Here is a 19,641-nt window from a genome sequence, read left to right on the forward strand (position 1 = left end):
ACCGTCATGAGCGTATTTAACCCCGTCGACCATCCGCATCGTCGTTATAACCCGTTAACCGGGCAGTGGATTCTGGTATCACCGCATCGCGCCAAGCGCCCCTGGCAAGGGGCGCAGGAAACCCCGGCAAAGCTGACCTTGCCGGCGCACGATCCGGATTGTTTCCTGTGCCCGGGGAATACCCGCGTCACCGGCGACACCAACCCGAATTACACCGGTACCTACGTGTTTACCAATGACTTTGCGGCATTGATGACCGATACCCCCGATGCACCTGAAAGCGACGATCCGCTGATGCGTTGCCAGAGTGCTCGTGGCACCAGTCGGGTCATCTGCTTCTCGCCAGATCACAGCAAAACGCTGCCTGAGCTGAGCGTAGAGGCGCTGGAAGGCGTGGTTAAAACGTGGCAGGAACAGACCGCCGAGCTGGGTGAACGCTACCCGTGGGTGCAGGTGTTTGAAAATAAAGGCGCGGCGATGGGCTGCTCCAACCCGCACCCGCACGGCCAGGTCTGGGCCAACAGCTTCCTGCCAAATGAGGCCGAACGCGAAGATCGTCTGCAAAAAGCATACTTTGCTGAACAAGGTTCACCGATGCTGGTGGATTACGTGCAGCGTGAATTAGCCGACGGCAGCCGGACGGTGGTGGAAACAGAACACTGGCTGGCGGTGGTGCCTTACTGGGCCGCGTGGCCATTTGAGACGCTGCTGCTGCCAAAAGCGCACGTGTTGCGTCTGACCGATTTAACCCCAGCGCAGCGCAGCGATCTGGCGCTGGCGCTGAAAAAACTGACCAGCCGCTACGACAACCTGTTCCAGTGCTCATTCCCCTATTCCATGGGCTGGCACGGCGCGCCGTTTACGGGCGAAGACAATCATCACTGGCAGCTGCACGCTCACTTTTATCCGCCGCTGTTGCGCTCTGCGACAGTGCGCAAATTTATGGTCGGCTACGAAATGCTGGCCGAAACCCAGCGTGACCTGACGGCAGAACAAGCCGCCGGGAGCCTGCGGGCAGTCAGCGACGTCCATTTTCGCGAATCCGGAGAATAACAATGAGTCTGAAAGAAACCACCCAAGCCCTGTTTGCTGAAAAATTTGGCTACCCTGCCACCCACGTAATTCAGGCGCCGGGGCGCGTCAACCTGATCGGCGAACACACTGACTACAACGACGGCTTCGTGCTGCCCTGCGCCATTGATTACCAGACGGTGATCAGCTGTGCGACGCGTACGGACCGTATCGTGCGGGTGATTGCCGCCGATTACGATAATCAGACCGACGAATTCTCCCTGGATAAGCCAATCGTCAGCCACGACAGCCAGCAGTGGTCAAACTACGTCCGCGGCGTCGTGAAACATCTGCAACAACGTAACAATCAGTTCAACGGTGCGGATCTGGTCATCAGTGGCAACGTCCCACAAGGGGCAGGCTTAAGCTCCTCCGCATCGCTGGAAGTGGCGGTCGGGACCGTGTTCCAGCAGCTGTACCATCTGCCGCTGGACGGCGCGCAAATCGCCCTCAACGGCCAGGAAGCAGAGAACCAGTTCGTGGGCTGCAACTGCGGCATCATGGACCAGCTGATTTCCGCGCTGGGTAAGAAAGATCACGCCCTGCTGCTCGACTGCCGTACGTTAGGCACCAAAGCCGTCTCCATGCCGAAAGGCGTCGCGGTGGTGATCATCAACAGTAATTTTAAACGCACCCTCGTGGGTAGTGAATACAACACCCGCCGCGAGCAGTGTGAAACCGGCGCGCGTTTCTTCCAGCAGCCAGCGTTACGTGACGTCACCCTTGCCGAATTTAATGCCGTCGCCAGTGAACTGGACCCGGTGGTGGCAAAACGCGTCCGCCACGTGCTGACCGAAAACGCCCGCACGCTCGAAGCCGCTACCGCGCTGGAAAAAGGCGATCTGCAGCGCATGGGCGAGCTGATGGCCGAATCGCATGCCTCAATGCGCGATGACTTTGAAATTACCGTGCCGCAAATTGACACCCTGGTTGACATCGTCAAAGCCACCATCGGTGATAAAGGCGGCGTACGCATGACCGGCGGCGGATTTGGCGGCTGCATCGTGGCGCTGGTGCCGGAAGATCTGGTGGCTACCGTTCAGCAGGCCGTGGCGCAGCAGTATGAAGCCAAAACCGGTATTAAAGAGACCTTCTACGTGTGCAAACCATCTCAGGGGGCCGGCCAGTGCTAAACCAGACAACAGACCGGGCGCCCGACGGGCAGCCGTGGAATCTGATCGTCCTGCGTAATACTGGCGGGATGGTCGTTACCCTGATGGACTGGGGCGCTACGTTGCTCTCCGCGCAGGTACCATTGGCCGATGGCGAAGTCCGTGAAGCGCTGCTCGGTTGCGCTGCGCCGGAAGATTACACCCGTCAGGCGGCCTATCTTGGCGCCTCCGTGGGCCGCTATGCCAACCGTATCGCCAACAGCCGCTTTAGCCTCGATGGCCAGGCCGTCAATCTGATCCCCTCTAACGAGGCCGGTCATCAACTGCACGGCGGGCCTGACGGCTTTGACAAACGTCGCTGGCAAATCGTCAGCGCCGATGAGCATCAGGTGCAGTTTGCCATAACGTCCGATGACGGCGACCAGGGATTCCCGGGCAACCTGACGGCTACGGCGCACTATCGTCTTACAGAAGATAACCGCATTTCCATCGAGTATCGTGCTACGGTTGACAGGCCCTGCCCGGTTAACCTGACTAACCACGTCTACTTCAACCTCGACGGCGGGCAAACGGACGTGCGCAACCACCAGCTGCAAATTTTTGCCGACAGCTATCTGCCGGTTGAGAGCGACGGCATTCCCGGCGGCACGCTGCGGAATGTGACCCTGACCAGCTTTGATTTCCGCACGCCGAAAGCGGTGGCGGACGATTTCCTGCGTGATGAAGATCAGCGCAAGGTGAAGGGCTACGATCACGCCTTCCTGCTGCAGGCGAAAGGCGATGCGCGTAAGGCGGCAGCCCATGTCTGGTCACAGGATCAAAAGCTGCAGATGACGGTGTATACCTCCGCCCCGGCGCTGCAGTTTTATTCAGGCAACTACCTGGGCGGCACCCCGTCGCGGACGGAGCAACCGTACGCTGACTGGCAAGGCCTGGCGCTGGAAAGTGAATTTCTGCCGGACTCACCGAACCATCCGGAATGGCCGCAACCCGACTGCGTTTTACGTCCGGGCGAGGAGTACGTCAGCCTGACGGAATATCAGTTTATCGCCGGATAATCCCCCGCCCTCCTGTTGGAGGGCTTTTTTTTGGCCTTTTCGTTGAAAAATACGCCACTTACAGACAAAAACATAACCGTCGATTTACAAGGATCTTACACTGAGCCACTATTTTCGCTATGGTTAGGGATAAGCGTTGCCGTGATGCAAATGACGGCAATATAATGAGAATAGTTATCAATCAATAAACATATGCACTACCGTATTCGGGTCGCATCAGGCGGCGCGGAAGATGGCGTGTATTGAGGAGTAAGTGTATGGCTGTAACTAAGCTGGTACTGGTCCGTCACGGCGAGAGCCAATGGAACAACGAAAACCGTTTCACCGGTTGGTACGATGTTGATCTGTCTGAGAAAGGCGTTGGTGAAGCAAAAGCCGCTGGTAAACTGCTGAAAGACGAAGGCTTCAGCTTCGATTTTGCTTATACCTCCGTGCTGAAACGTGCCATCCACACCCTGTGGAACGTGCTGGATGAACTGGATCAGGCCTGGCTGCCGGTTGAGAAGTCCTGGAAGCTGAACGAACGTCACTACGGTGCGCTGCAGGGTCTGAACAAAGCAGAAACCGCAGAAAAATACGGTGACGAGCAGGTTAAACAGTGGCGTCGTGGCTTTGCCATTACTCCGCCAGAGCTCACCAAAGACGATGAGCGTTTCCCGGGCCACGATCCGCGTTACGCGAAACTGACCGATAAAGAGCTGCCGGTCACTGAGAGCCTGGCGCTGACCATCGAGCGCGTCGTACCGTACTGGAACGAAACCATTCTGCCGCGTCTGAAAAGCGGTGAGCGCGTGATTATCGCCGCTCACGGTAACTCCCTGCGTGCCCTGGTTAAATACCTGGACAACATGGGCGAAGACGAAATCCTCGAACTGAACATCCCGACCGGTGTACCGCTGGTTTATGAGTTCGACGAAAACTTCAAACCGATCAAACACTACTATCTGGGCAACGCGGATGAAATCGCCGCTAAAGCCGCTGCGGTAGCCAACCAAGGTAAAGCGAAGTAATCGTCGCTTACCTGCATAAAAAAGCGTGGATTCGTCCACGCTTTTTTATTTGCCCGCCGTCATTGCCGCCGGGCGATGATAAGACACATTAACCGCGACGGGCTTTTACCGCTTCCGCCAGCTGGCGCAAGATGGTATCGGTATCTTCCCAGCCAATACAGGCATCGGTGACGCTCTTGCCATAGATTAGCGGCTCACCGCTTTCCAGGCTCTGGCTGCCTTCCACCAGGTGGCTTTCAATCATCACACCCATAATCGCCTGTTCGCCGTTGGCAATCTGCTGGCAAACGTCCGCGCCCACTTCCATCTGCTTTTTAAACTGCTTGCTGGAGTTCGCGTGGCTGAAATCGATCATGATCTGCGATGGCAGACCGGCTTTTGCCAGCCCGACTTTCACTTCAGCCACATGCTTCGCGCTGTAGTTCGGCTCTTTACCGCCGCGCAGGATGATATGGCAATCGCTATTCCCGCTGGTGTTCACAATCGCCGAGTGACCCCATTTGGTCACCGACAGGAAACAATGCGGCGCGCCGGCGGCGTTAATCGCGTCGATAGCGACCTTAATCGTGCCGTCCGTACCGTTTTTAAAACCAACCGGGCAGGAGAGGCCTGAAGAGAGTTCACGATGCACCTGAGATTCGGTGGTGCGCGCGCCGATGGCGCCCCAGCTCATCAGGTCGGCAACGTACTGCGGGGTGATCATATCGAGGAACTCACCCGCCGCAGGCAGGCCGCTGTCGTTAATCTCCAGCAGCAGCTTACGGGCAATACGCAGGCCGTCGTTGATGCGGAAGCTGTTATCCATATGCGGATCGTTAATCAGCCCTTTCCAGCCCACCGTGGTACGCGGCTTTTCAAAGTAGACGCGCATCACGACTTCCAGTTCGCCTTTCAGCTCTTCCCGAAGCGCCAGCAGGCGCTCCGCATACTCTTTCGCCGCGGTGGGATCGTGAATTGAGCATGGGCCAATCACCACCAGCAAACGATCGTCAGTACCTTTCAGGATCTGATGGATCGCTTTACGTGCGTGTGCCACGGTGTTAGCAGCATTTTCGGTAGCGGGGAATTTTTCCAGGAGCGCAACGGGAGGTAATAATTCGTTGATCTCTTTGATACGTAAATCGTCGTTCTGATAATTCATTTTATTTCCAGCGTTGCCATACTTAATCAATTGAGTGCAATGCTTTCAATCTAACTCGCCGCCATAAAAGTGTAAACTGGATTTTACAGTCGGCACATTAATTCACTGATTAAATAGAAAAAAACAATACAAACAGTAGGAATTAGCGAAAAACAAAGCGCATAATTAGTAATAAACACTACAAATAACGCGTGAATAAATATTATATATCGCCTATTTTACGTCATCATACAATCATGCTTCCGGGTGCTCTGTTTTCACTATTTTATCGCGCCAGACTGTTCTGAAAGCCCGCGCGCATCACCGATATACCCAAAATAATTCGAGTTGCTTGTAGGATGAAGGGGATAATACTGGCTGATGGAATCGATGCTTAATTACCGCTAATCTGTCAGCAGGTCGGATACTCACTGATAACATAATGACAGGATGCTTCGATGGCCCACGCTCATACCCCTTCGCAGACCACGGATAAAGGTAACGAAAAACGTCTGCTTCAGGCTTTCATCGTCACCGCCGGCTTTATGATTATTGAAGCCATCGGCGGCGTCGTCTCTGGTTCTCTGGCGCTGCTGGCCGATGCCGGTCATATGCTGACCGACTCAGCCGCCCTATTGTTCGCGCTGCTGGCAGTCCGTTTCGCCAGTCGCCCACCTAACACCCGCCATACCTTCGGCTGGCTGCGCCTGACCACTCTGGCGGCTTTCGTTAACGCCATTGCGCTGGTCGTAATCACCATCCTGATCGTCTGGGAAGCGATTCAGCGTTTCAATCATCCGCAGCCGGTGGCGGGCACCGCCATGATGGTGATCGCCGTGGCCGGCTTGCTGGCAAATATCCTGGCATTCTGGATCCTCCATCGCGGTAGCGAGGAGCGAAATCTCAACGTGCGCGCCGCCGCATTACACGTCCTGGGCGACCTGCTGGGGTCGGTCGGAGCCATCGTCGCTGCCATCGTGATTATCACCACCGGCTGGACGCCGATTGACCCGATACTGTCCGTGCTGGTGTCGTGTCTGGTGCTGCGCAGCGCCTGGCGGCTGTTGCAGGAAAGTATGAACGAACTACTGGAAGGGGCGCCACGCTCGCTGGATGTTGAGGGGCTGAAGCGGGATTTACGCCGCTCCGTTGCTGAAGTCCGCGACGTTCATCATGTTCACGTCTGGCTGGTTGGCGAAAAAACGGTGATGACGCTGCATGTTCAGGTGGTTCCCCCGCACGATCACGACGCCTTGCTGAGCCGCATTCAGGAATTTTTACATCACAAATATGCGATTGAGCACGTGACCGTGCAGATGGAATATCAGCCCTGCAGCGGCCCGGAATGCCGTCTTAACATGACGCACGCCGGGCATGAGCATCACCATCATCATTAACGAGAAAACGCGTGAGAACCTCGCTCACGCGCGCTGTTCATCCACATCCGGCTACCGTTGAGGGCAATGAAGGTCAGCAGCAGGTATTCCAGCGACATCGCGTAGACGCCCTGAAGCGCAAAGATCACCACGCTGATGATGTTGATGATCACCCACAGTAGCCAGTTCTCGACATATTTGCGGGTCATTAAAATCATTGCCGCAATCGACAGCACCATCATGCAGGAGTCCCAGAACGGGAAAGCGTCCGGCTGTAGCTCCGGCATCGTGACCTGCAGCCCCAGCCCGTGCATCAGCGTGACCGCAATCCGCGTCAGGAACGCGAAGACCGGGTTAATAAATACCGTCATCAAGCCAATGGCCACAACGCAGGCCGCCAGCCAGCCCAGCGCCTTCGGCAAAGGCAGCCAGCGAATCTGCAGCTCGGCTTCATGATTGCTGGTCTGACGAGACCAGGCGTACCAGCCGTACACGTTGGCCGCGAAGAAAAACACCTGCAGCAGCAGGCTGGCATACAGCTGAATCTGAAAGAAAATAATGGCAAACAGGGTGACGTTGATTAGCCCGAAAGCATAGTTGCTGATCTTTTCCAGGCTCGCCAGCCAGATACACAGCAGCCCGGCAACCGTACCGACCGCTTCAATCCATGATAAGTCGTATCCCCCGGCACCGATGGGTATATGCACCAGGATGTTCTGTGTACTAAAAAAGTCCATATTTTCCCCGAACCGTATTGATGATGTGTTAAACCCCTATCCCCGTAGTGTAGCGGCAAAATCCAACATTCTGTTAAGCGGAATTAATGCACCGGTGCGCAATGTTTCATCCACATGGATTTCATGCTCCTTGCCCCCGCGCTCCAGCCCTTCAGCAATGGCTTTCAGGCCGTTCATTGCCATCCACGGACAGTGGGCGCAGCTGCGACAGGTTGCCCCCTCGCCCGCCGTTGGCGCTTCCAGCAGCTCTTTATCCGGGACGGCCTGCTGCATTTTGTAGAAGATCCCACGGTCGGTCGCCACAATGAGCTGGCGCTGCGGCAGGGTTTGCGCGGCGCTAATCAGCTGGCTGGTTGAGCCTACCGCATCCGCCATATCCACGATCGACTGCGGTGACTCAGGGTGCACCAGAATAGCGGCATCGGGATACAGCGCTTTCATCCGCGTCAGCGCCTGGGTTTTAAACTCATCATGCACAATACAGGCGCCCTGCCAGCACAGTACGTCGGCACCGGTCTGTTTTTGCACGTAATTACCCAGATGGCGGTCCGGCGCCCAGATAATTTTTTCGCCCAAACTATCAAGATGCTCAATCAGTTCCACCGCAATGCTTGAGGTTACCACCCAATCGGCGCGTGCTTTGACCGCCGCTGAGGTATTGGCGTAGACCACGACGGTGCGGTCCGGGTGCGCATCGCAAAACGCGGAAAACTCCTCAATCGGACAGCCGAGATCGAGTGAACACTCGGCATGTAAGGTTGGCATCAGGATCGTTTTTTCCGGGCTGAGGATTTTTGCCGTCTCTCCCATAAAGCGAACTCCGGCGACCAACAGCGTTGATGCCTGGTGACGGGCGCCGAACCGGGCCATCTCCAGAGAATCAGAGATGCACCCGCCGGTCTCCTCTGCCAGTTGCTGAATTTCCGGGTCGGTATAATAGTGGGCAACCATGACCGCATCACGTTCACGCAGCAGACGTTTAATCTTTTCACGATAAAAGTGCTTTTCGTCACGGCTGAGTGGCAACGGTTTGGGCGGAAAAGGATAAATCGCCGTTTCAGGGTCAAACATTACGCTCATCTTGCAATCTCGTTTTACTGGCTTAACGAAAAAACCGTTAATATGCCAGAAGACGGCATAGCGACGGCTGTGGTGTTTTATATGCTAAACAAGATAACGGATTGTACAGAAAATGTCGTGTGGAATTTACTGTCAGACAGAGGCTACAGAAGGAGGATAAGCATGTGACGGGAAGAAAATGGCGCATAGCAAAAAGGCGCCTTTAGGGCGCCTTTTTGCATTGGAGGGTCGTGCAGGATGACTCGCTGTCGCTCGCCCTTCGGGCCGTCGCCGTAAACGGCTCCGTTGTCTCGCTTCGCTTGACCCGAACCTGCGGCAGGTTCGAATCTTCAAATTCTACTCATAGCAAAAAGGCGCCTTTAGGGCGCCTTTTTACATTGGTGGGTCGTGCAGGATGACTCGCTGTCGCTCGCCCTTCGGGCCGTCGCCGTAAACGGCTCCGTTGTCTCGCTGCGCTTGACCCGAACCTGCGGCAGGTTCGAATCTTCAAATTCTGCACATAGCAAAAAGGCGCCTTTAGGGCGCCTTTTTACATTGGTGGGTCGTGCAGGATTCGAACCTGCGACCAATTGATTAAAAGTCAACTGCTCTACCAACTGAGCTAACGACCCCTTTCGGGATTTGCTGCTTTAATTATTCAGGATAGTGGGTTGTGCAGGATGACTCGCTTTCGCTCGCCCTACGGGCCGTTGCTGTGCAACGTTATCCTTCACATTTAACATCAACATTTGATGTTAAATTGGTGGGTCGTGCAGGATTCGAACCTGCGACCAATTGATTAAAAGTCAACTGCTCTACCAACTGAGCTAACGACCCGCTCGGGTACAACCTGAATTATTCTTCACTCATCACCAATCAAAAATTGGTGGGTCGTGCAGGATTACTCGCTTTCGCTCGCCCTACGGGCCGTTGCTGTGCAACGTTATCCTTCACGTTCAACATCTGAGTTCGATGTTAAATTGGTGGGTCGTGCAGGATTCGAACCTGCGACCAATTGATTAAAAGTCAACTGCTCTACCAACTGAGCTAACGACCCGAGTGGTGGGTGATGACGGGATCGAACCGCCGACCCCCTCCTTGTAAGGGAGGTGCTCTCCCAGCTGAGCTAATCACCCGATACTACGCTGGATACTGCTAATTAGTGGTTGGTCGTGCAGGATGACTCGGCTTCGCCTCGCCCTACGGGCCGTTGCTCTCGCAACGTTATCCTTCACGTTTTACTACCGCATTCCACTTTTTAATTGGTGGGTCGTGCAGGATTCGAACCTGCGACCAATTGATTAAAAGTCAACTGCTCTACCAACTGAGCTAACGACCCACTTTTTTTGCCGCTTCAGGCTTGTTCGATATCCCTTGGCAACGGCGGCATATATTACTGATTTAAGAATTCAGCGCAACAAGTATTTCGATAAAAAACATCTGACTGCTTAGGATTCACACGACAAGACCAGAAATAATGCGATTTCTGGTCATGCCATAATCATCCCAGCGTGTTAAGACGTTTCTGAGCTTGTTTTGCACCATCGGTGCCGGGAAATTTACTCACGACCTGCTGGTAGACGGCTTTTGCCTTCGCCGTATCCCCTTTGTCCTGCATGATCACGCCAACCTTAAACATCGCATCTGGCGCTTTAGGGGATTTCGGGTAATTTTTCACCACGGAAGCAAAATAGTACGCGGCATCGTCTTTTTTCCCCTTATTGTAATTCAACTGACCGAGCCAGTAGTTGGCGTTCGGCTGATATGTTGAATCCGGGTACTGTTTAACGAAAGTCTGAAATGCCGCCATCGCGTCATCCTGGCGCGAAGGATCCTTCACCAGAGCAATCGCCGCGTTGTAATCAGTATTTGCATCACCGCTCGACGCCGGAGCGCCTGAGGAGGCTGCTGGCGCCGCTGTAGCTGCTGCTGCGCCCTGATCACCCGCAGACGATGAGGTCTGGGAACCTGCTGCTGCACCGCCGCTACCAAGAGCGTCGATTTGTAGCAGGATTTGTTTCTGGCGTTCAACAACCTGATTCAACTGATACTGGCTTTCCTGAATCTGACCGCGCAGGGAATCAATATCATTTTGGTTATCGGAGAGCTGTTGTTGAAGTTGGGTTAAAAGCTGGCTGTGAGCGTTAGAAATACGCTCGAGCTGAGTGACGCGGTCTTCGACCGAGCCAGAGCCGACACTACTGATTGGCGCCTGAGCAAAAGCGGCCCAAGGGGCCGCTATGCCAACCAGTAACGACAGACTCAACAGATGATGTCTGAAGTTACTGCTCATGCAATTCTCTTAGTAAACCAGTACGGCGCGACGGTTTTTAGCGTAAGCCGCTTCGTCGTGACCCAGTACTGCAGGTTTTTCTTTACCGTAAGAAACGATGGAGATCTGGTCGGCGGAAACACCTTTGCCCTGCAGATACATCTTAACGGCGTTAGCACGACGCTCACCCAGAGCGATGTTGTATTCCGGAGTACCGCGCTCATCCGCGTGACCTTCAACGGTCACTTTGTAGGATGGGTTGCTACGCAGGAAGTTAGCGTGCGCATCCAGCATTGCAGCGAAGTCAGAACGGATATCGTACTTGTCCAGATCGAAGTAAACGATGTTGTTCTGCTGCAGCTGCTGCATTTGCAGACGAGCTTGCTCTTCGGAAGACATGTTGCCACCGTTAGCGTTAGCATCCATACCAGTGCCGGCACCCAACATGCCTTCACCGCTCTGGTCGTTGCTGGCATTCTTGTTAGAAGAACACGCCGCGATTGCCATAACCGGCAGAGCGATCATCAGCCCTTTCAGCACTTTGTTCAGTTGCATTTCTTTGATTCCTTTAATAATCAATTATTTATTATCACAGATACGGAGACCAGGCAGGGAATTTGACCTGTCCATCAGTCGCCGGAAGACGCGCTTTGAAACGCCCATCTGTAGAAACCAGATTCAGCACGGATCCCATCCCCTGAGAAGAGCTGTAGATTACCATAGTGCCGTTAGGTGCCAGACTTGGCGTTTCATCCAGGAACGTTGACGACAAAACTTGTACGCCACCCGCTACCAGATCTTGTTTGGCAATGTGCTGCTGACCGCTGGCCGAGCTCACCATTACCATAAATTTACCGTCGCTGCTGACATCCGCATCCTGGTTCTGAGAACCTTCCCAGGAGATACGCTGCGGAGTACCGCCGCCGATGCTGACTTTGTACACCTGCGGACGACCGGCCTGGTCAGACGTAAAGGCCAGGTTTTGGCTGTCCGGGAACCAGGTTGGTTCGGTGTTGTTGCTGCGACCGGTAGTTATCTGACGAATCTGACCAGAGCCCAGTTCCATCACATACAGCTGCAGGCTACCGGTTTTTGACAGCGCAAATGCCAGTTTAGAGCCGTCCGGCGAGAAGGCCGGTGCCCCGTTATGCTGCGGGAAAGAGGCAATCTGACGCACCGCGCCGTTAGCCAGCGTCTGCACGACCAGCGCTGAACGACCGCTTTCGAAGGTAACGTAAGCCAGTTTAGAACCGTCCGGAGACCATGCCGGAGACATCAGCGGCTGTGGTGAGCGGTGAACGGTGAACTGGTTGTAGCCATCGTAGTCAGAGACGCGCAGTTCGTACGGGAACTGGCCGCCGTTAGTCTGCACCACGTACGCAATACGAGTACGGAACGCACCCTTAATAGAAGTCAGCTTCTCAAATACCGCGTCGCTGGCGGTGTGAGCCGCATAGCGCAGGTACTGTTTAGTGACCTTATAAGAGTTTTGCGCCAGAATCGTCCCCGGAGCACCGCCGGTATCGACCAGCTGGTATGCTACGTTGTACGAGCCATCCGGGTTACCAGTGACCTGACCAACCACGACCGCATCGATACCCAGCGCAGACCATGCCGCCGGCTGCACTTCTTGTGCAGTACCCGGTTGCTGAGGCAGACGCGAGCGATCCAGTGGGTTGAACTTACCGCTGTTACGCAGGTCAGCCGCCACGACACCGCCAATATCTTCAGGTGCAGCACCCGGCCCAGCCCACTGGAACGGCACAACGCCGATCGGGCGCGCCGAGTCCACCCCTTGGGTGATCTCGATACGTACTTCTGCGTGCAGCACTGCCGCCCACAGCATTAAAAAACCAAATGCTACTCGTAATGCCTGCTTCATCATATCTCCCTTATCCGGGCGGAAAGCCCACGATAATTTAGCAGAATGTTAACAAACTCAAATATACAAAACTACCAAAACCCAGTGACTACCATAGATTGTTTTGCCCCGCTTGCACGGGGAAAAACATCACTGCGGCTTAAAGTCCAGCGGCGCGTTTTTGAATGTTTCATAAACAGCCTGTGAAGGCGGTTTAGGGAATTTGCTCATTCGGCTCGTCGCTGCCAGCATCTGCTGACAAAACGCCGGATCGCCGCCTTCAGATTTCACATTCAACAACGTTCCATCCTGAGCAAGATTCACACGTAACGTACACATTTTGCCTTTGTATGAATCCCAGTCATAGAGATGCCCCTTAATCGCTGCCTGCACCTGCGAAATATAATTGGCAATCTCGGCCTGTGACGCACCACCTTGTCCAGGTTTACTTCCTTTAGCAGGAGATGAGCCACCATTGCTACCACTGGTGCTTCCTTTCGGCGCATTCTTACCTGAACTCAGGTCACCCAGCAGGTCGTCGACGCCATCAGCATCTTTCGCGGCAGCCGCTTTTTTCGCTGCTGCTGCTTTCGCTGCGGCGGCCTTAGCTGCTTTATCAGCGGCAGCTTTTTCCGCTGCTGCGGCTTTGGCAGCTGCGGCTTTTTCTGCTTTTTCCGCTGCGGCTTTCTCTGCGGCGGCGGCTTTATCTGCGGCCGCTTTCTCAGAGGCTGCCTTCTGGGCGGCGGCTTTTTCAGCCGCGGCTTTCTCGGCTGCTGCCTGCTTAGCAGCTTCCTGCTTAGCTTGCTTCTCAGCCTGCTGCTGCGCTTTTTTCGCGGCGTCCGCGGCGGCTTTCGCTGCTACGGCTTCCGCTTTCTTCTGAGCATCTGCAGCGGCTTTCGCCGCTTCGGCTTCAGCCTGTTTCTTCGCATCAGCGGCGGCTTTGGCTGCCGCAGCTTCCGCTACTTTCGCCTGAGCATCGGCTTTCGCCTTCGCATCAGCGGCAGCTTTTGCTGCGGCTTCCTGCGCTTCTTTGGCCTGAGAATCTGCTTTGGCTTTCGCGGCAGCAGCCGCTTTCTCCGCGGCTTCTTCAGCCTGCTTCTGCTGTTCTTTCGCTTCTTTAGCGGCTTCCTGCGCCTGCAGACGATCCTGCTCAAGCTGCTTCAGGCGCTCTTGCTCTGCGGCCTGCTTTTCACGCAGTTCTTCCGCCTGCTGCTGAGCCTGCTTTTCGCGCTGCTCAGCGGCACGACGCGAACTGGCCTGCTGCTGCTGCTGACGGTTGTAGTTATTCACGACCGCCCCAGGATCGACCATCACCGCATCAATGGAAGAACCCCCACCGCCACCGGCTGAGGTATCCAGATGCTCATCAAACGAACTCCAGATCAGCAGCGCGATCAGAATGATGTGCAGCGCGACTGAAACTATGATCGCTCGTTTAAGCTTGTCGTTTTGTTCGGTTGCCTTTGACACTATCGGTTCCCAAAAACTGTTCGCCTGTTCCCGCAGTTCTTGCCGGCAGCGAGCCAGTAACTCTCGCCGCCAACGGCCTCACGGGCGCACATATCTGAAGCGATTAAATAGGCTTGGTCATTAAGCCAACCGATTTAACCCCTGCGCTATGCAACAGGTTAAGCGCTTTAATAATTTCATCGTAAGGGACGTCTTTCGCACCGCCGATCAGGAACACCGTTTTCTCGTTCGCGTCGAGTCGGCGTTTCGCTTCAGCAATAACCTGCTCTGGCGGCAGTTGCGACAGCGTTTCCGGGCCCACTTTTACGCTGTACTGCCCGATGCCGGAAACCTCAACGATCACCGGCGGCTCATCATTGCTTTTAACCGCTTGTGATTCCGTCGCATCCGGCAGGTCGACCTCTACGCTCTGCGTAATGATCGGTGCGGTCGCCATAAAAATCAGCAACAGCACCAACAGGACATCCAGCAGCGGAACGATGTTGATCTCGGACTTCAGTTCGCGACGTCCGCGTCCACGTGCTCTGGCCATGGCTTACCCCTTATTGCTTTCGCTGCTGGTAAACGCCTGACGGTGCAGAATCGCGGTGAACTCTTCCATAAAGTTGTCGTAGTTCAGTTCAAGTTTGTTCACGCGCTGGTTCAAACGGTTATAGGCCATGACCGCCGGGATTGCCGCAAACAGGCCAATTGCGGTGGCGATAAGCGCTTCCGCAATACCTGGCGCAACCATCTGCAGTGTCGCCTGTTTTACCGCACCGAGTGCAATAAAGGCGTGCATGATCCCCCAGACGGTACCGAACAGACCGATATACGGACTGATGGAGCCGACGGTTCCGAGGAACGGAATATGCGTTTCCAGGGTTTCCAGCTCGCGGTTCATGGAGATACGCATCGCACGCGACGCCCCCTCCACCACGGCTTCAGGCGCATGGCTGTTTGCGCGATGCAAACGGGCGAACTCCTTGAAACCGCTGTAAAAAATTTGTTCAGACCCCACCAGGTTATCGCGACGCCCCTGGCTTTCCTGATACAGGCGAGACAGCTCAATACCCGACCAGAATTTGTCTTCAAAAGCTTCCGCTTCGCGGCTTGCCGTATTGAGGATACGCGTTCTCTGAATAATGATAGCCCAGGAAGCGATAGAAAAACCAATCAAAATCAACATGATAAGTTTAACCAGAAGGCTCGCCTTCAGGAACAAATCAAGGATATTCATGTCAGTCACTGCTTAAACTCCGCGACAATAGACTTGGGAAGCGCACGAGGCTTCATTAAGAGTGGATCAACGCACACAATGAGAACTTCAGCTTCATTCAAAACTGTATTCTCTGCGTTGACGATTCGCTGCGTGAAAACCAAAGAGGTGCCTCGCATTGAGGTGATTTCTGTCTGGATTTCGAGCATATCGTCGAGTCTGGCGGGCGCAAAATATTCCAGCGTCATTTTGCGAACCACGAAGGCAACTCGTTCAGCCAGCAGAACCTGCTGACTGAAGTGATGGTGGCGCAGCATCTCTGTGCGTGCTCTTTCATAAAAAGCGACGTAGCTGGCGTGGTAAACCACACCACCGGCATCGGTGTCTTCATAGTAGACACGTACCGGCCATCGAAACAGCGTTGTATTCACTTTACATCCCGGTAATGCAAAAAAAGAGTAGTGCTTTCAAACTTCGCTACTATACGCGCGGGGAACGTGGTTGGGAATGGGAGAAAGTAAACAGCGAGTAAATTTTTATGGGCTTATGCAAGCCCATGAGGATAACAGAGTTCTCTTATTCTCTTCTCTTTCAAAAGAAGAAAAAAAACAGCCCTGTAATGAGGACAATATCAGCGATAAGTGGACAAAAAATCCCTTTCCAGTGGACGGCTCGCGGGCTGAAACCCACACCGTGGATAACCCCGGCGCACACGGCCCACATCAGCAGGAACCCGTGCCAGATCTCCAGTGAACTGGTTTTCGCCGCGAAGCGCGACGGATCCCACATGATGCACCCTGCCAACAGCAGAGCCATCAATAAGGAAAGCGCCCTCAATGGGCGCTTGTCCATTATCGCATACATCATTGCGATAATTTTACTCATCAATGTTCTTCTTTACCTGCTTTGGTCGCTTCAACGTGCTCAAGCGCTAACGCAGTAATCACGCCAAAAGCACAGGCAAGAAGCGTTCCCAAAATCCATGCGAAATACCACATTTATAGCTCCTTACCTTAGTACAGCGAGTGGGTGTTCTTTTCGATGTCTTCGCGAGTGATGCGGCCAAACATTTTCCAGTAACACCAGGTGGTGTACGCCAGAATAATCGGCACGAAGACAATCGCCGCGTAGGTCATCACGTTCAACGTCAGCTGGCTGGAGGTTGCATCCCACATGGTCAGGCTAACGTTCATCATGGTGCTGGACGGCATGATGAACGGGAACATCGCAATCCCAGAGGTCAGGATGATGCACGCCAGGGTCACGGAAGAGAAAACAAACGCCAGCGCGCCTTTTTCCAGACGTGAAGTCACAATGGTCAGCAGCGGCAGCACTACGCCCAGCGCCGGGATAATCCACAGTGCCGGCATGTTCTGGAAGTTAACCAGCCATGCACCAGCCTGACGCGCAACTTCTTTGGTCAGCGGGTTAGACGGCGCAGAGTGATCGATAGCGGTGGTTACTACGTAACCGTCGATACCGTAAACCACCCACACCCCTGCCAGCAGGAAGCACACCAGAGTAACCAGCGCCGCAACCTGAGAAGTGACGCGGGCACGCAGGTGCAACTCACCCACGGTACGCATCTGCAGATAGGTCGCGCCCTGGGTCAGGATCATCGCCACGCTAACAATACCGGCCAGCAGACCAAACGGGTTCAGCAGCTGGAAGAAGTTACCGGTGTAGTACAGGCGCATATACTCGTCCATATGGAACGGTACGCCCTGCAGCAGGTTACCGAATGCGACACCAATCACCAGCGGCGGTACAAAGCTACCGATGAAAATGCCCCAGTCCCACATGTTACGCCAGCGAGTGTCTTCAATCTTCGAACGATAGTCAAAACCTACCGGACGGAAGAACAAGGAAGCCAGCACCAGGATCATCGCCACATAGAAGCCGGAGAACGCCGCAGCGTACACCGTCGGCCAGGCGGCAAACAGCGCGCCGCCCGCGGTGATCAGCCACACCTGGTTTCCGTCCCAGTGCGGGGCGATGGAGTTAATCATGATTCGACGCTCGGTGTCATTGCGACCGAGGAAGCGGGTGAGCATGCCCACCCCCATGTCGAAACCATCGGTGACGGCAAAACCAATCAACAGTACGCCGATCAGCAGCCACCAGATTAAACGTAATACTTCATAATCGATCATTTCACGACTCCTGTCTTAGCGTGCCGGCTGAGTAGTCGTGGAAGACTGCTCAAAGTGGTAGCGACCAGTTTTCAGGCTGCTTGGTCCACGGCGTGCGAATTTGAACATCAGGTACAATTCAGCCACCAGGAACAGGGTGTACAGACCACAAATCAGCAGCATCGAGAAGAGCAGATCGCCCACGCTCAGCGACGAGTTTGCCACCGCAGTCGGCAACACTTCACCTATCGCCCACGGCTGACGGCCGTACTCCGCCACGAACCAACCAGATTCGATGGCAATCCATGGCAGCGGCATCGCGTACAGCGCGATGCGCAGCAGCCATTTCTTCTCGCCAATCTGATTACGAAGCACCGTCCAGAAGGAAGCAGCAATGATCCCCAGCATCAGGATGCCGCAGGCAACCATAATACGGAATGCGAAGTACAGCGGCGCAACGCGCGGAATAGAGTCTTTGGTTGCCTGCTGGATTTGTGCTTCCGTCGCGTCTGCAACGTTCGGGGTATAGCGTTTCAGCAGCAGACCGTAGCCCAGATCCTTTTTCACGTTGTTGAACCGATCGCGAACCGCCGGATCGGTGGAGCCAGCACGCAGCTCTTCCAGCAGACTGTAAGCTTTCATCCCGTTACGGATACGCTCTTCGTGCTGTGCCATCAGGTCCTTCAGACCGATAACCGGCTTATCAACCGAACGGGTGGCAATAATGCCCAGCGCGTAAGGGATCTGAATTGCGAAGTGGTTAGTCTGTGCATCCTGGTCAGGAATACCAAACAGGGTAAAGGCCGCCGGAGCCGGCTGCGTTTCCCATTCGGCTTCGATAGCCGCCAGTTTGGTTTTTTGCACGTCACCCATTTCGTAACCGGATTCATCGCCGAGGACAATAACGGAGAGAATAGCGGCCATACCGAAGCTGGCTGCGATAGCAAAGGAGCGTTTAGCAAAGGCGAAGTCACGACCGCGCAGCATGTAGTAGGAGCTGATGCCCAGAATGAACATCGCGCCGCAGACATAACCGGAGGCTACCGTGTGAACAAACTTCACCTGGGCAACAGGGTTCAGGACCAGCTCGGAGAAGCTGACCATTTCCATGCGCATGGTTTCGAAGTTGAAGTCTGATGCGATCGGGTTTTGCATCCACCCGTTAGCGACGAGGATCCACAATGCTGACATGTTGGAGCCCAGCGCGACCAGCCAGGTTACCGCCATGTGCTGCACTTTACCCAGACGATCCCAGCCGAAGAAGAACAGGCCGACAAAGGTAGATTCCAGGAAGAAGGCCATCAGACCTTCAATCGCCAGCGGCGCACCGAAGATATCGCCCACGTAGTGAGAGTAATACGACCAGTTTGTCCCGAACTGGAACTCCATGGTCAAACCTGTTGCCACACCCAGCGCAAAGTTGATACCAAACAACTTGCCCCAGAACTTGGTCATATCTTTATAAATTTGTTTGCCGGAAAGGACGTAAACCGTTTCCATGATGGCCAGCAGGAACGCCATACCGAGCGTCAGTGGCACAAAAAGGAAGTGGTACATCGCGGTCAAGGCAAACTGTAAGCGCGACAGTTCGACTATATCTAACATCATGACTCCTTGCTCATCGCATGAAGACTCCGAGAATGAACCCACCGCAGTAAGCTCATACGCATGCCCCAATACAAAATAACTTGCTTCCCGCTTCGTTACCGTTTCGTCACCAGATGAAACAGCTCCTCGCAAAGGTTACAAATACGTTAACGAAAAACCCAATTGATTCCCCAATATATTACGCCGCAATAACCTTACAATAAACAGGATTTTATTGAATCTGTTTTACATTTACGACAGTGATCAATATATAGCGAATTTGCCCGGTTTAGGCCAATTTGATTGGCGACAATTTAACGATTTTTTGGGATTTTTTCCAAGCTTTAAGTATTGATATAAATCAATTTTTCCCACGCATGTTAATTATGTATCCCAACAAAGAATAATGGTGAATCTAATGTTAAATACATGTTTAAAACATGCCAACAATAGTTACCAAAAAGAGAGATATGAGAATTGCAGGTAATATGTTTTAACGTTAAGGCGAATTTCGTAAAAAAAACGCCGATCTGAATAATGTTAGACGCCTCACAGTAATTTGCCTAATAGACAGCATC

The 19,641-nt window shown here is 54.0% G+C and carries 19 protein-coding genes, 5 tRNA genes and 2 other RNA genes; 5 read left to right on the plus strand and 21 right to left on the minus strand.

From position 1 onward, the window contains the following. Positions 1 to 6 precede the first annotated feature (6 nt). From galT to gpmA, 4 genes are all read left to right on the plus strand, one after another. Positions 7 to 1,053, plus strand: a complete 1,047-nt coding sequence (gene galT / locus ACMYSN_RS07415) for a galactose-1-phosphate uridylyltransferase (protein WP_123756015.1) — start codon at positions 7 to 9, stop codon at positions 1,051 to 1,053. A 2-nt stretch (positions 1,054 to 1,055) separates the two neighbouring features. Then, on the plus strand, positions 1,056 to 2,204 hold the full coding sequence (gene galK, locus ACMYSN_RS07420) for a galactokinase (protein ID WP_462497564.1): 1,149 nt from the start codon (positions 1,056 to 1,058) through the stop codon (positions 2,202 to 2,204). After that, positions 2,198 to 3,241, plus strand: a complete 1,044-nt coding sequence (galM, locus tag ACMYSN_RS07425; RefSeq protein WP_462497565.1) for a galactose mutarotase — start codon at positions 2,198 to 2,200, stop codon at positions 3,239 to 3,241. Before galK ends, galM begins: the two co-directional genes overlap by 7 nt. A gap of 257 nt (positions 3,242 to 3,498) precedes the next feature. Beyond that, positions 3,499 to 4,251 (plus strand): 2,3-diphosphoglycerate-dependent phosphoglycerate mutase, encoded by a 753-nt coding sequence (gpmA, locus tag ACMYSN_RS07430; RefSeq protein ID WP_123756012.1) that lies wholly within the window; start codon positions 3,499 to 3,501, stop codon positions 4,249 to 4,251. An 88-nt stretch (positions 4,252 to 4,339) separates the two neighbouring features. Here gpmA and aroG read toward each other — a convergent pair whose 3' ends face one another. Next, positions 4,340 to 5,392, minus strand: coding sequence for a 3-deoxy-7-phosphoheptulonate synthase (gene aroG / locus ACMYSN_RS07435; protein WP_462497566.1), 1,053 nt, complete (start codon positions 5,390 to 5,392; stop codon positions 4,340 to 4,342). Between the two features lie 437 nt (positions 5,393 to 5,829). Here aroG and zitB point away from each other — a divergent pair, with 437 nt between their 5' ends. Beyond that, positions 5,830 to 6,768, plus strand: coding sequence for a zinc transporter ZitB (gene zitB, locus ACMYSN_RS07440; RefSeq protein WP_462497567.1), 939 nt, complete (start codon positions 5,830 to 5,832; stop codon positions 6,766 to 6,768). On the opposite strand, the gene pnuC is transcribed toward zitB, so the two are convergent. The 20 genes from pnuC to cydA form a co-directional block, all read right to left on the minus strand. Further along, positions 6,765 to 7,484 (minus strand): nicotinamide riboside transporter PnuC, encoded by a 720-nt coding sequence (gene pnuC, locus ACMYSN_RS07445; RefSeq protein WP_462497568.1) that lies wholly within the window; start codon positions 7,482 to 7,484, stop codon positions 6,765 to 6,767. The two genes, zitB and pnuC, sit on opposite strands and share 4 nt — an antisense overlap. Before the next feature lie 36 nt (positions 7,485 to 7,520). Next, positions 7,521 to 8,564, minus strand: a complete 1,044-nt coding sequence (nadA, locus tag ACMYSN_RS07450) for a quinolinate synthase (protein WP_462497569.1) — start codon at positions 8,562 to 8,564, stop codon at positions 7,521 to 7,523. A gap of 221 nt (positions 8,565 to 8,785) precedes the next feature. Beyond that, a non-coding RNA gene (locus ACMYSN_RS07455) (RtT sRNA) lies at positions 8,786 to 8,920 on the minus strand. 22 nt (positions 8,921 to 8,942) lie between these two features. Further along, a non-coding RNA gene (locus ACMYSN_RS07460) (RtT sRNA) lies at positions 8,943 to 9,077 on the minus strand. A 22-nt stretch (positions 9,078 to 9,099) separates the two neighbouring features. Then, positions 9,100 to 9,175, minus strand: a tRNA-Lys gene (locus ACMYSN_RS07465). A 129-nt stretch (positions 9,176 to 9,304) separates the two neighbouring features. Beyond that, positions 9,305 to 9,380 (minus strand) — tRNA-Lys (locus tag ACMYSN_RS07470). Between the two features lie 144 nt (positions 9,381 to 9,524). After that, positions 9,525 to 9,600 (minus strand) — tRNA-Lys (locus ACMYSN_RS07475). A gap of 3 nt (positions 9,601 to 9,603) precedes the next feature. Next, positions 9,604 to 9,679, minus strand: a tRNA-Val gene (locus ACMYSN_RS07480). 127 nt (positions 9,680 to 9,806) lie between these two features. Beyond that, positions 9,807 to 9,882: transfer RNA gene (locus tag ACMYSN_RS07485), tRNA-Lys, on the minus strand. A gap of 162 nt (positions 9,883 to 10,044) precedes the next feature. After that, positions 10,045 to 10,836, minus strand: a complete 792-nt coding sequence (gene cpoB, locus ACMYSN_RS07490; RefSeq protein ID WP_462497570.1) for a tetratricopeptide repeat protein — start codon at positions 10,834 to 10,836, stop codon at positions 10,045 to 10,047. Between the two features lie 9 nt (positions 10,837 to 10,845). Next, a complete protein-coding gene (pal, locus tag ACMYSN_RS07495; protein WP_004859700.1) occupies positions 10,846 to 11,370 on the minus strand; it encodes a peptidoglycan-associated lipoprotein Pal in 525 nt (174 codons plus the stop codon). A gap of 34 nt (positions 11,371 to 11,404) precedes the next feature. Then, complete coding sequence (tolB, locus tag ACMYSN_RS07500) at positions 11,405 to 12,697, minus strand: Tol-Pal system beta propeller repeat protein TolB (protein WP_123756006.1); 1,293 nt, start codon at positions 12,695 to 12,697, stop codon at positions 11,405 to 11,407. Between the two features lie 129 nt (positions 12,698 to 12,826). Then, positions 12,827 to 14,146, minus strand: coding sequence for a cell envelope integrity protein TolA (gene tolA, locus ACMYSN_RS07505; RefSeq protein ID WP_462497571.1), 1,320 nt, complete (start codon positions 14,144 to 14,146; stop codon positions 12,827 to 12,829). 103 nt (positions 14,147 to 14,249) lie between these two features. Next, the gene (gene tolR / locus ACMYSN_RS07510; protein ID WP_123756004.1) at positions 14,250 to 14,678 is read right to left on the minus strand and encodes a colicin uptake protein TolR; all 429 of its coding nucleotides are present in this window, start codon (positions 14,676 to 14,678) and stop codon (positions 14,250 to 14,252) included. Between the two features lie 3 nt (positions 14,679 to 14,681). Then, positions 14,682 to 15,374: a Tol-Pal system protein TolQ gene (gene tolQ / locus ACMYSN_RS07515; protein WP_123756003.1), complete on the minus strand. Its 693-nt coding sequence runs from the start codon at positions 15,372 to 15,374 to the stop codon at positions 14,682 to 14,684. Beyond that, a complete protein-coding gene (gene ybgC, locus ACMYSN_RS07520) occupies positions 15,371 to 15,775 on the minus strand; it encodes a tol-pal system-associated acyl-CoA thioesterase (RefSeq protein ID WP_004859689.1) in 405 nt (134 codons plus the stop codon). Before ybgC ends, tolQ begins: the two co-directional genes overlap by 4 nt. A 160-nt stretch (positions 15,776 to 15,935) precedes the next feature. Further along, entirely contained in the window at positions 15,936 to 16,229 is a 294-nt protein-coding gene (gene ybgE / locus ACMYSN_RS07525; protein ID WP_462497572.1) for a cyd operon protein YbgE, read from the minus strand. Beyond that, positions 16,229 to 16,342 (minus strand): cytochrome bd-I oxidase subunit CydX, encoded by a 114-nt coding sequence (gene cydX / locus ACMYSN_RS07530; RefSeq protein WP_004100325.1) that lies wholly within the window; start codon positions 16,340 to 16,342, stop codon positions 16,229 to 16,231. Before cydX ends, ybgE begins: the two co-directional genes overlap by 1 nt. A 15-nt stretch (positions 16,343 to 16,357) precedes the next feature. Next, positions 16,358 to 17,497, minus strand: a complete 1,140-nt coding sequence (gene cydB / locus ACMYSN_RS07535; protein ID WP_462497573.1) for a cytochrome d ubiquinol oxidase subunit II — start codon at positions 17,495 to 17,497, stop codon at positions 16,358 to 16,360. Positions 17,498 to 17,512: 15 nt separating this feature from the next. After that, positions 17,513 to 19,081 carry a cytochrome bd-I ubiquinol oxidase subunit I gene (gene cydA / locus ACMYSN_RS07540; RefSeq protein ID WP_462498219.1) on the minus strand — a complete coding sequence of 523 codons (1,569 nt, stop codon included), beginning with the start codon at positions 19,079 to 19,081 and terminating at the stop codon, positions 17,513 to 17,515. Between the last annotated feature and the right edge of the window lie 560 nt (positions 19,082 to 19,641).

The sequence above is a fragment of the Klebsiella sp. R445 genome (assembly GCF_051131755.1).
In the GTDB taxonomy this organism is placed as follows: domain Bacteria; phylum Pseudomonadota; class Gammaproteobacteria; order Enterobacterales; family Enterobacteriaceae; genus Klebsiella; species Klebsiella lignicola.

What these genes read in the sequence shown, in the direction of transcription:
- tolB (WP_123756006.1), bottom strand. Translation starts at nt 12,697, where the DNA reads ATGAAGCAGGCATTACGAGTAGCATTTGGTTTTTTAATGCTGTGGGCG.
- aroG (WP_462497566.1), bottom strand. Translation starts at nt 5,392, where the DNA reads ATGAATTATCAGAACGACGATTTACGTATCAAAGAGATCAACGAATTA.
- tolR (WP_123756004.1), bottom strand. Translation starts at nt 14,678, where the DNA reads ATGGCCAGAGCACGTGGACGCGGACGTCGCGAACTGAAGTCCGAGATC.
- galK (WP_462497564.1), top strand. Translation starts at nt 1,056, where the DNA reads ATGAGTCTGAAAGAAACCACCCAAGCCCTGTTTGCTGAAAAATTTGGC.
- pal (WP_004859700.1), bottom strand. Translation starts at nt 11,370, where the DNA reads ATGCAACTGAACAAAGTGCTGAAAGGGCTGATGATCGCTCTGCCGGTT.
- galT (WP_123756015.1), top strand. Translation starts at nt 7, where the DNA reads ATGAGCGTATTTAACCCCGTCGACCATCCGCATCGTCGTTATAACCCG.
- cydA (WP_462498219.1), bottom strand. Translation starts at nt 19,081, where the DNA reads ATGTTAGATATAGTCGAACTGTCGCGCTTACAGTTTGCCTTGACCGCG.
- ybgE (WP_462497572.1), bottom strand. Translation starts at nt 16,229, where the DNA reads ATGAGTAAAATTATCGCAATGATGTATGCGATAATGGACAAGCGCCCA.
- pnuC (WP_462497568.1), bottom strand. Translation starts at nt 7,484, where the DNA reads ATGGACTTTTTTAGTACACAGAACATCCTGGTGCATATACCCATCGGT.
- gpmA (WP_123756012.1), top strand. Translation starts at nt 3,499, where the DNA reads ATGGCTGTAACTAAGCTGGTACTGGTCCGTCACGGCGAGAGCCAATGG.
- cydB (WP_462497573.1), bottom strand. Translation starts at nt 17,497, where the DNA reads ATGATCGATTATGAAGTATTACGTTTAATCTGGTGGCTGCTGATCGGC.
- cpoB (WP_462497570.1), bottom strand. Translation starts at nt 10,836, where the DNA reads ATGAGCAGTAACTTCAGACATCATCTGTTGAGTCTGTCGTTACTGGTT.
- nadA (WP_462497569.1), bottom strand. Translation starts at nt 8,564, where the DNA reads ATGAGCGTAATGTTTGACCCTGAAACGGCGATTTATCCTTTTCCGCCC.
- zitB (WP_462497567.1), top strand. Translation starts at nt 5,830, where the DNA reads ATGGCCCACGCTCATACCCCTTCGCAGACCACGGATAAAGGTAACGAA.
- cydX (WP_004100325.1), bottom strand. Translation starts at nt 16,342, where the DNA reads ATGTGGTATTTCGCATGGATTTTGGGAACGCTTCTTGCCTGTGCTTTT.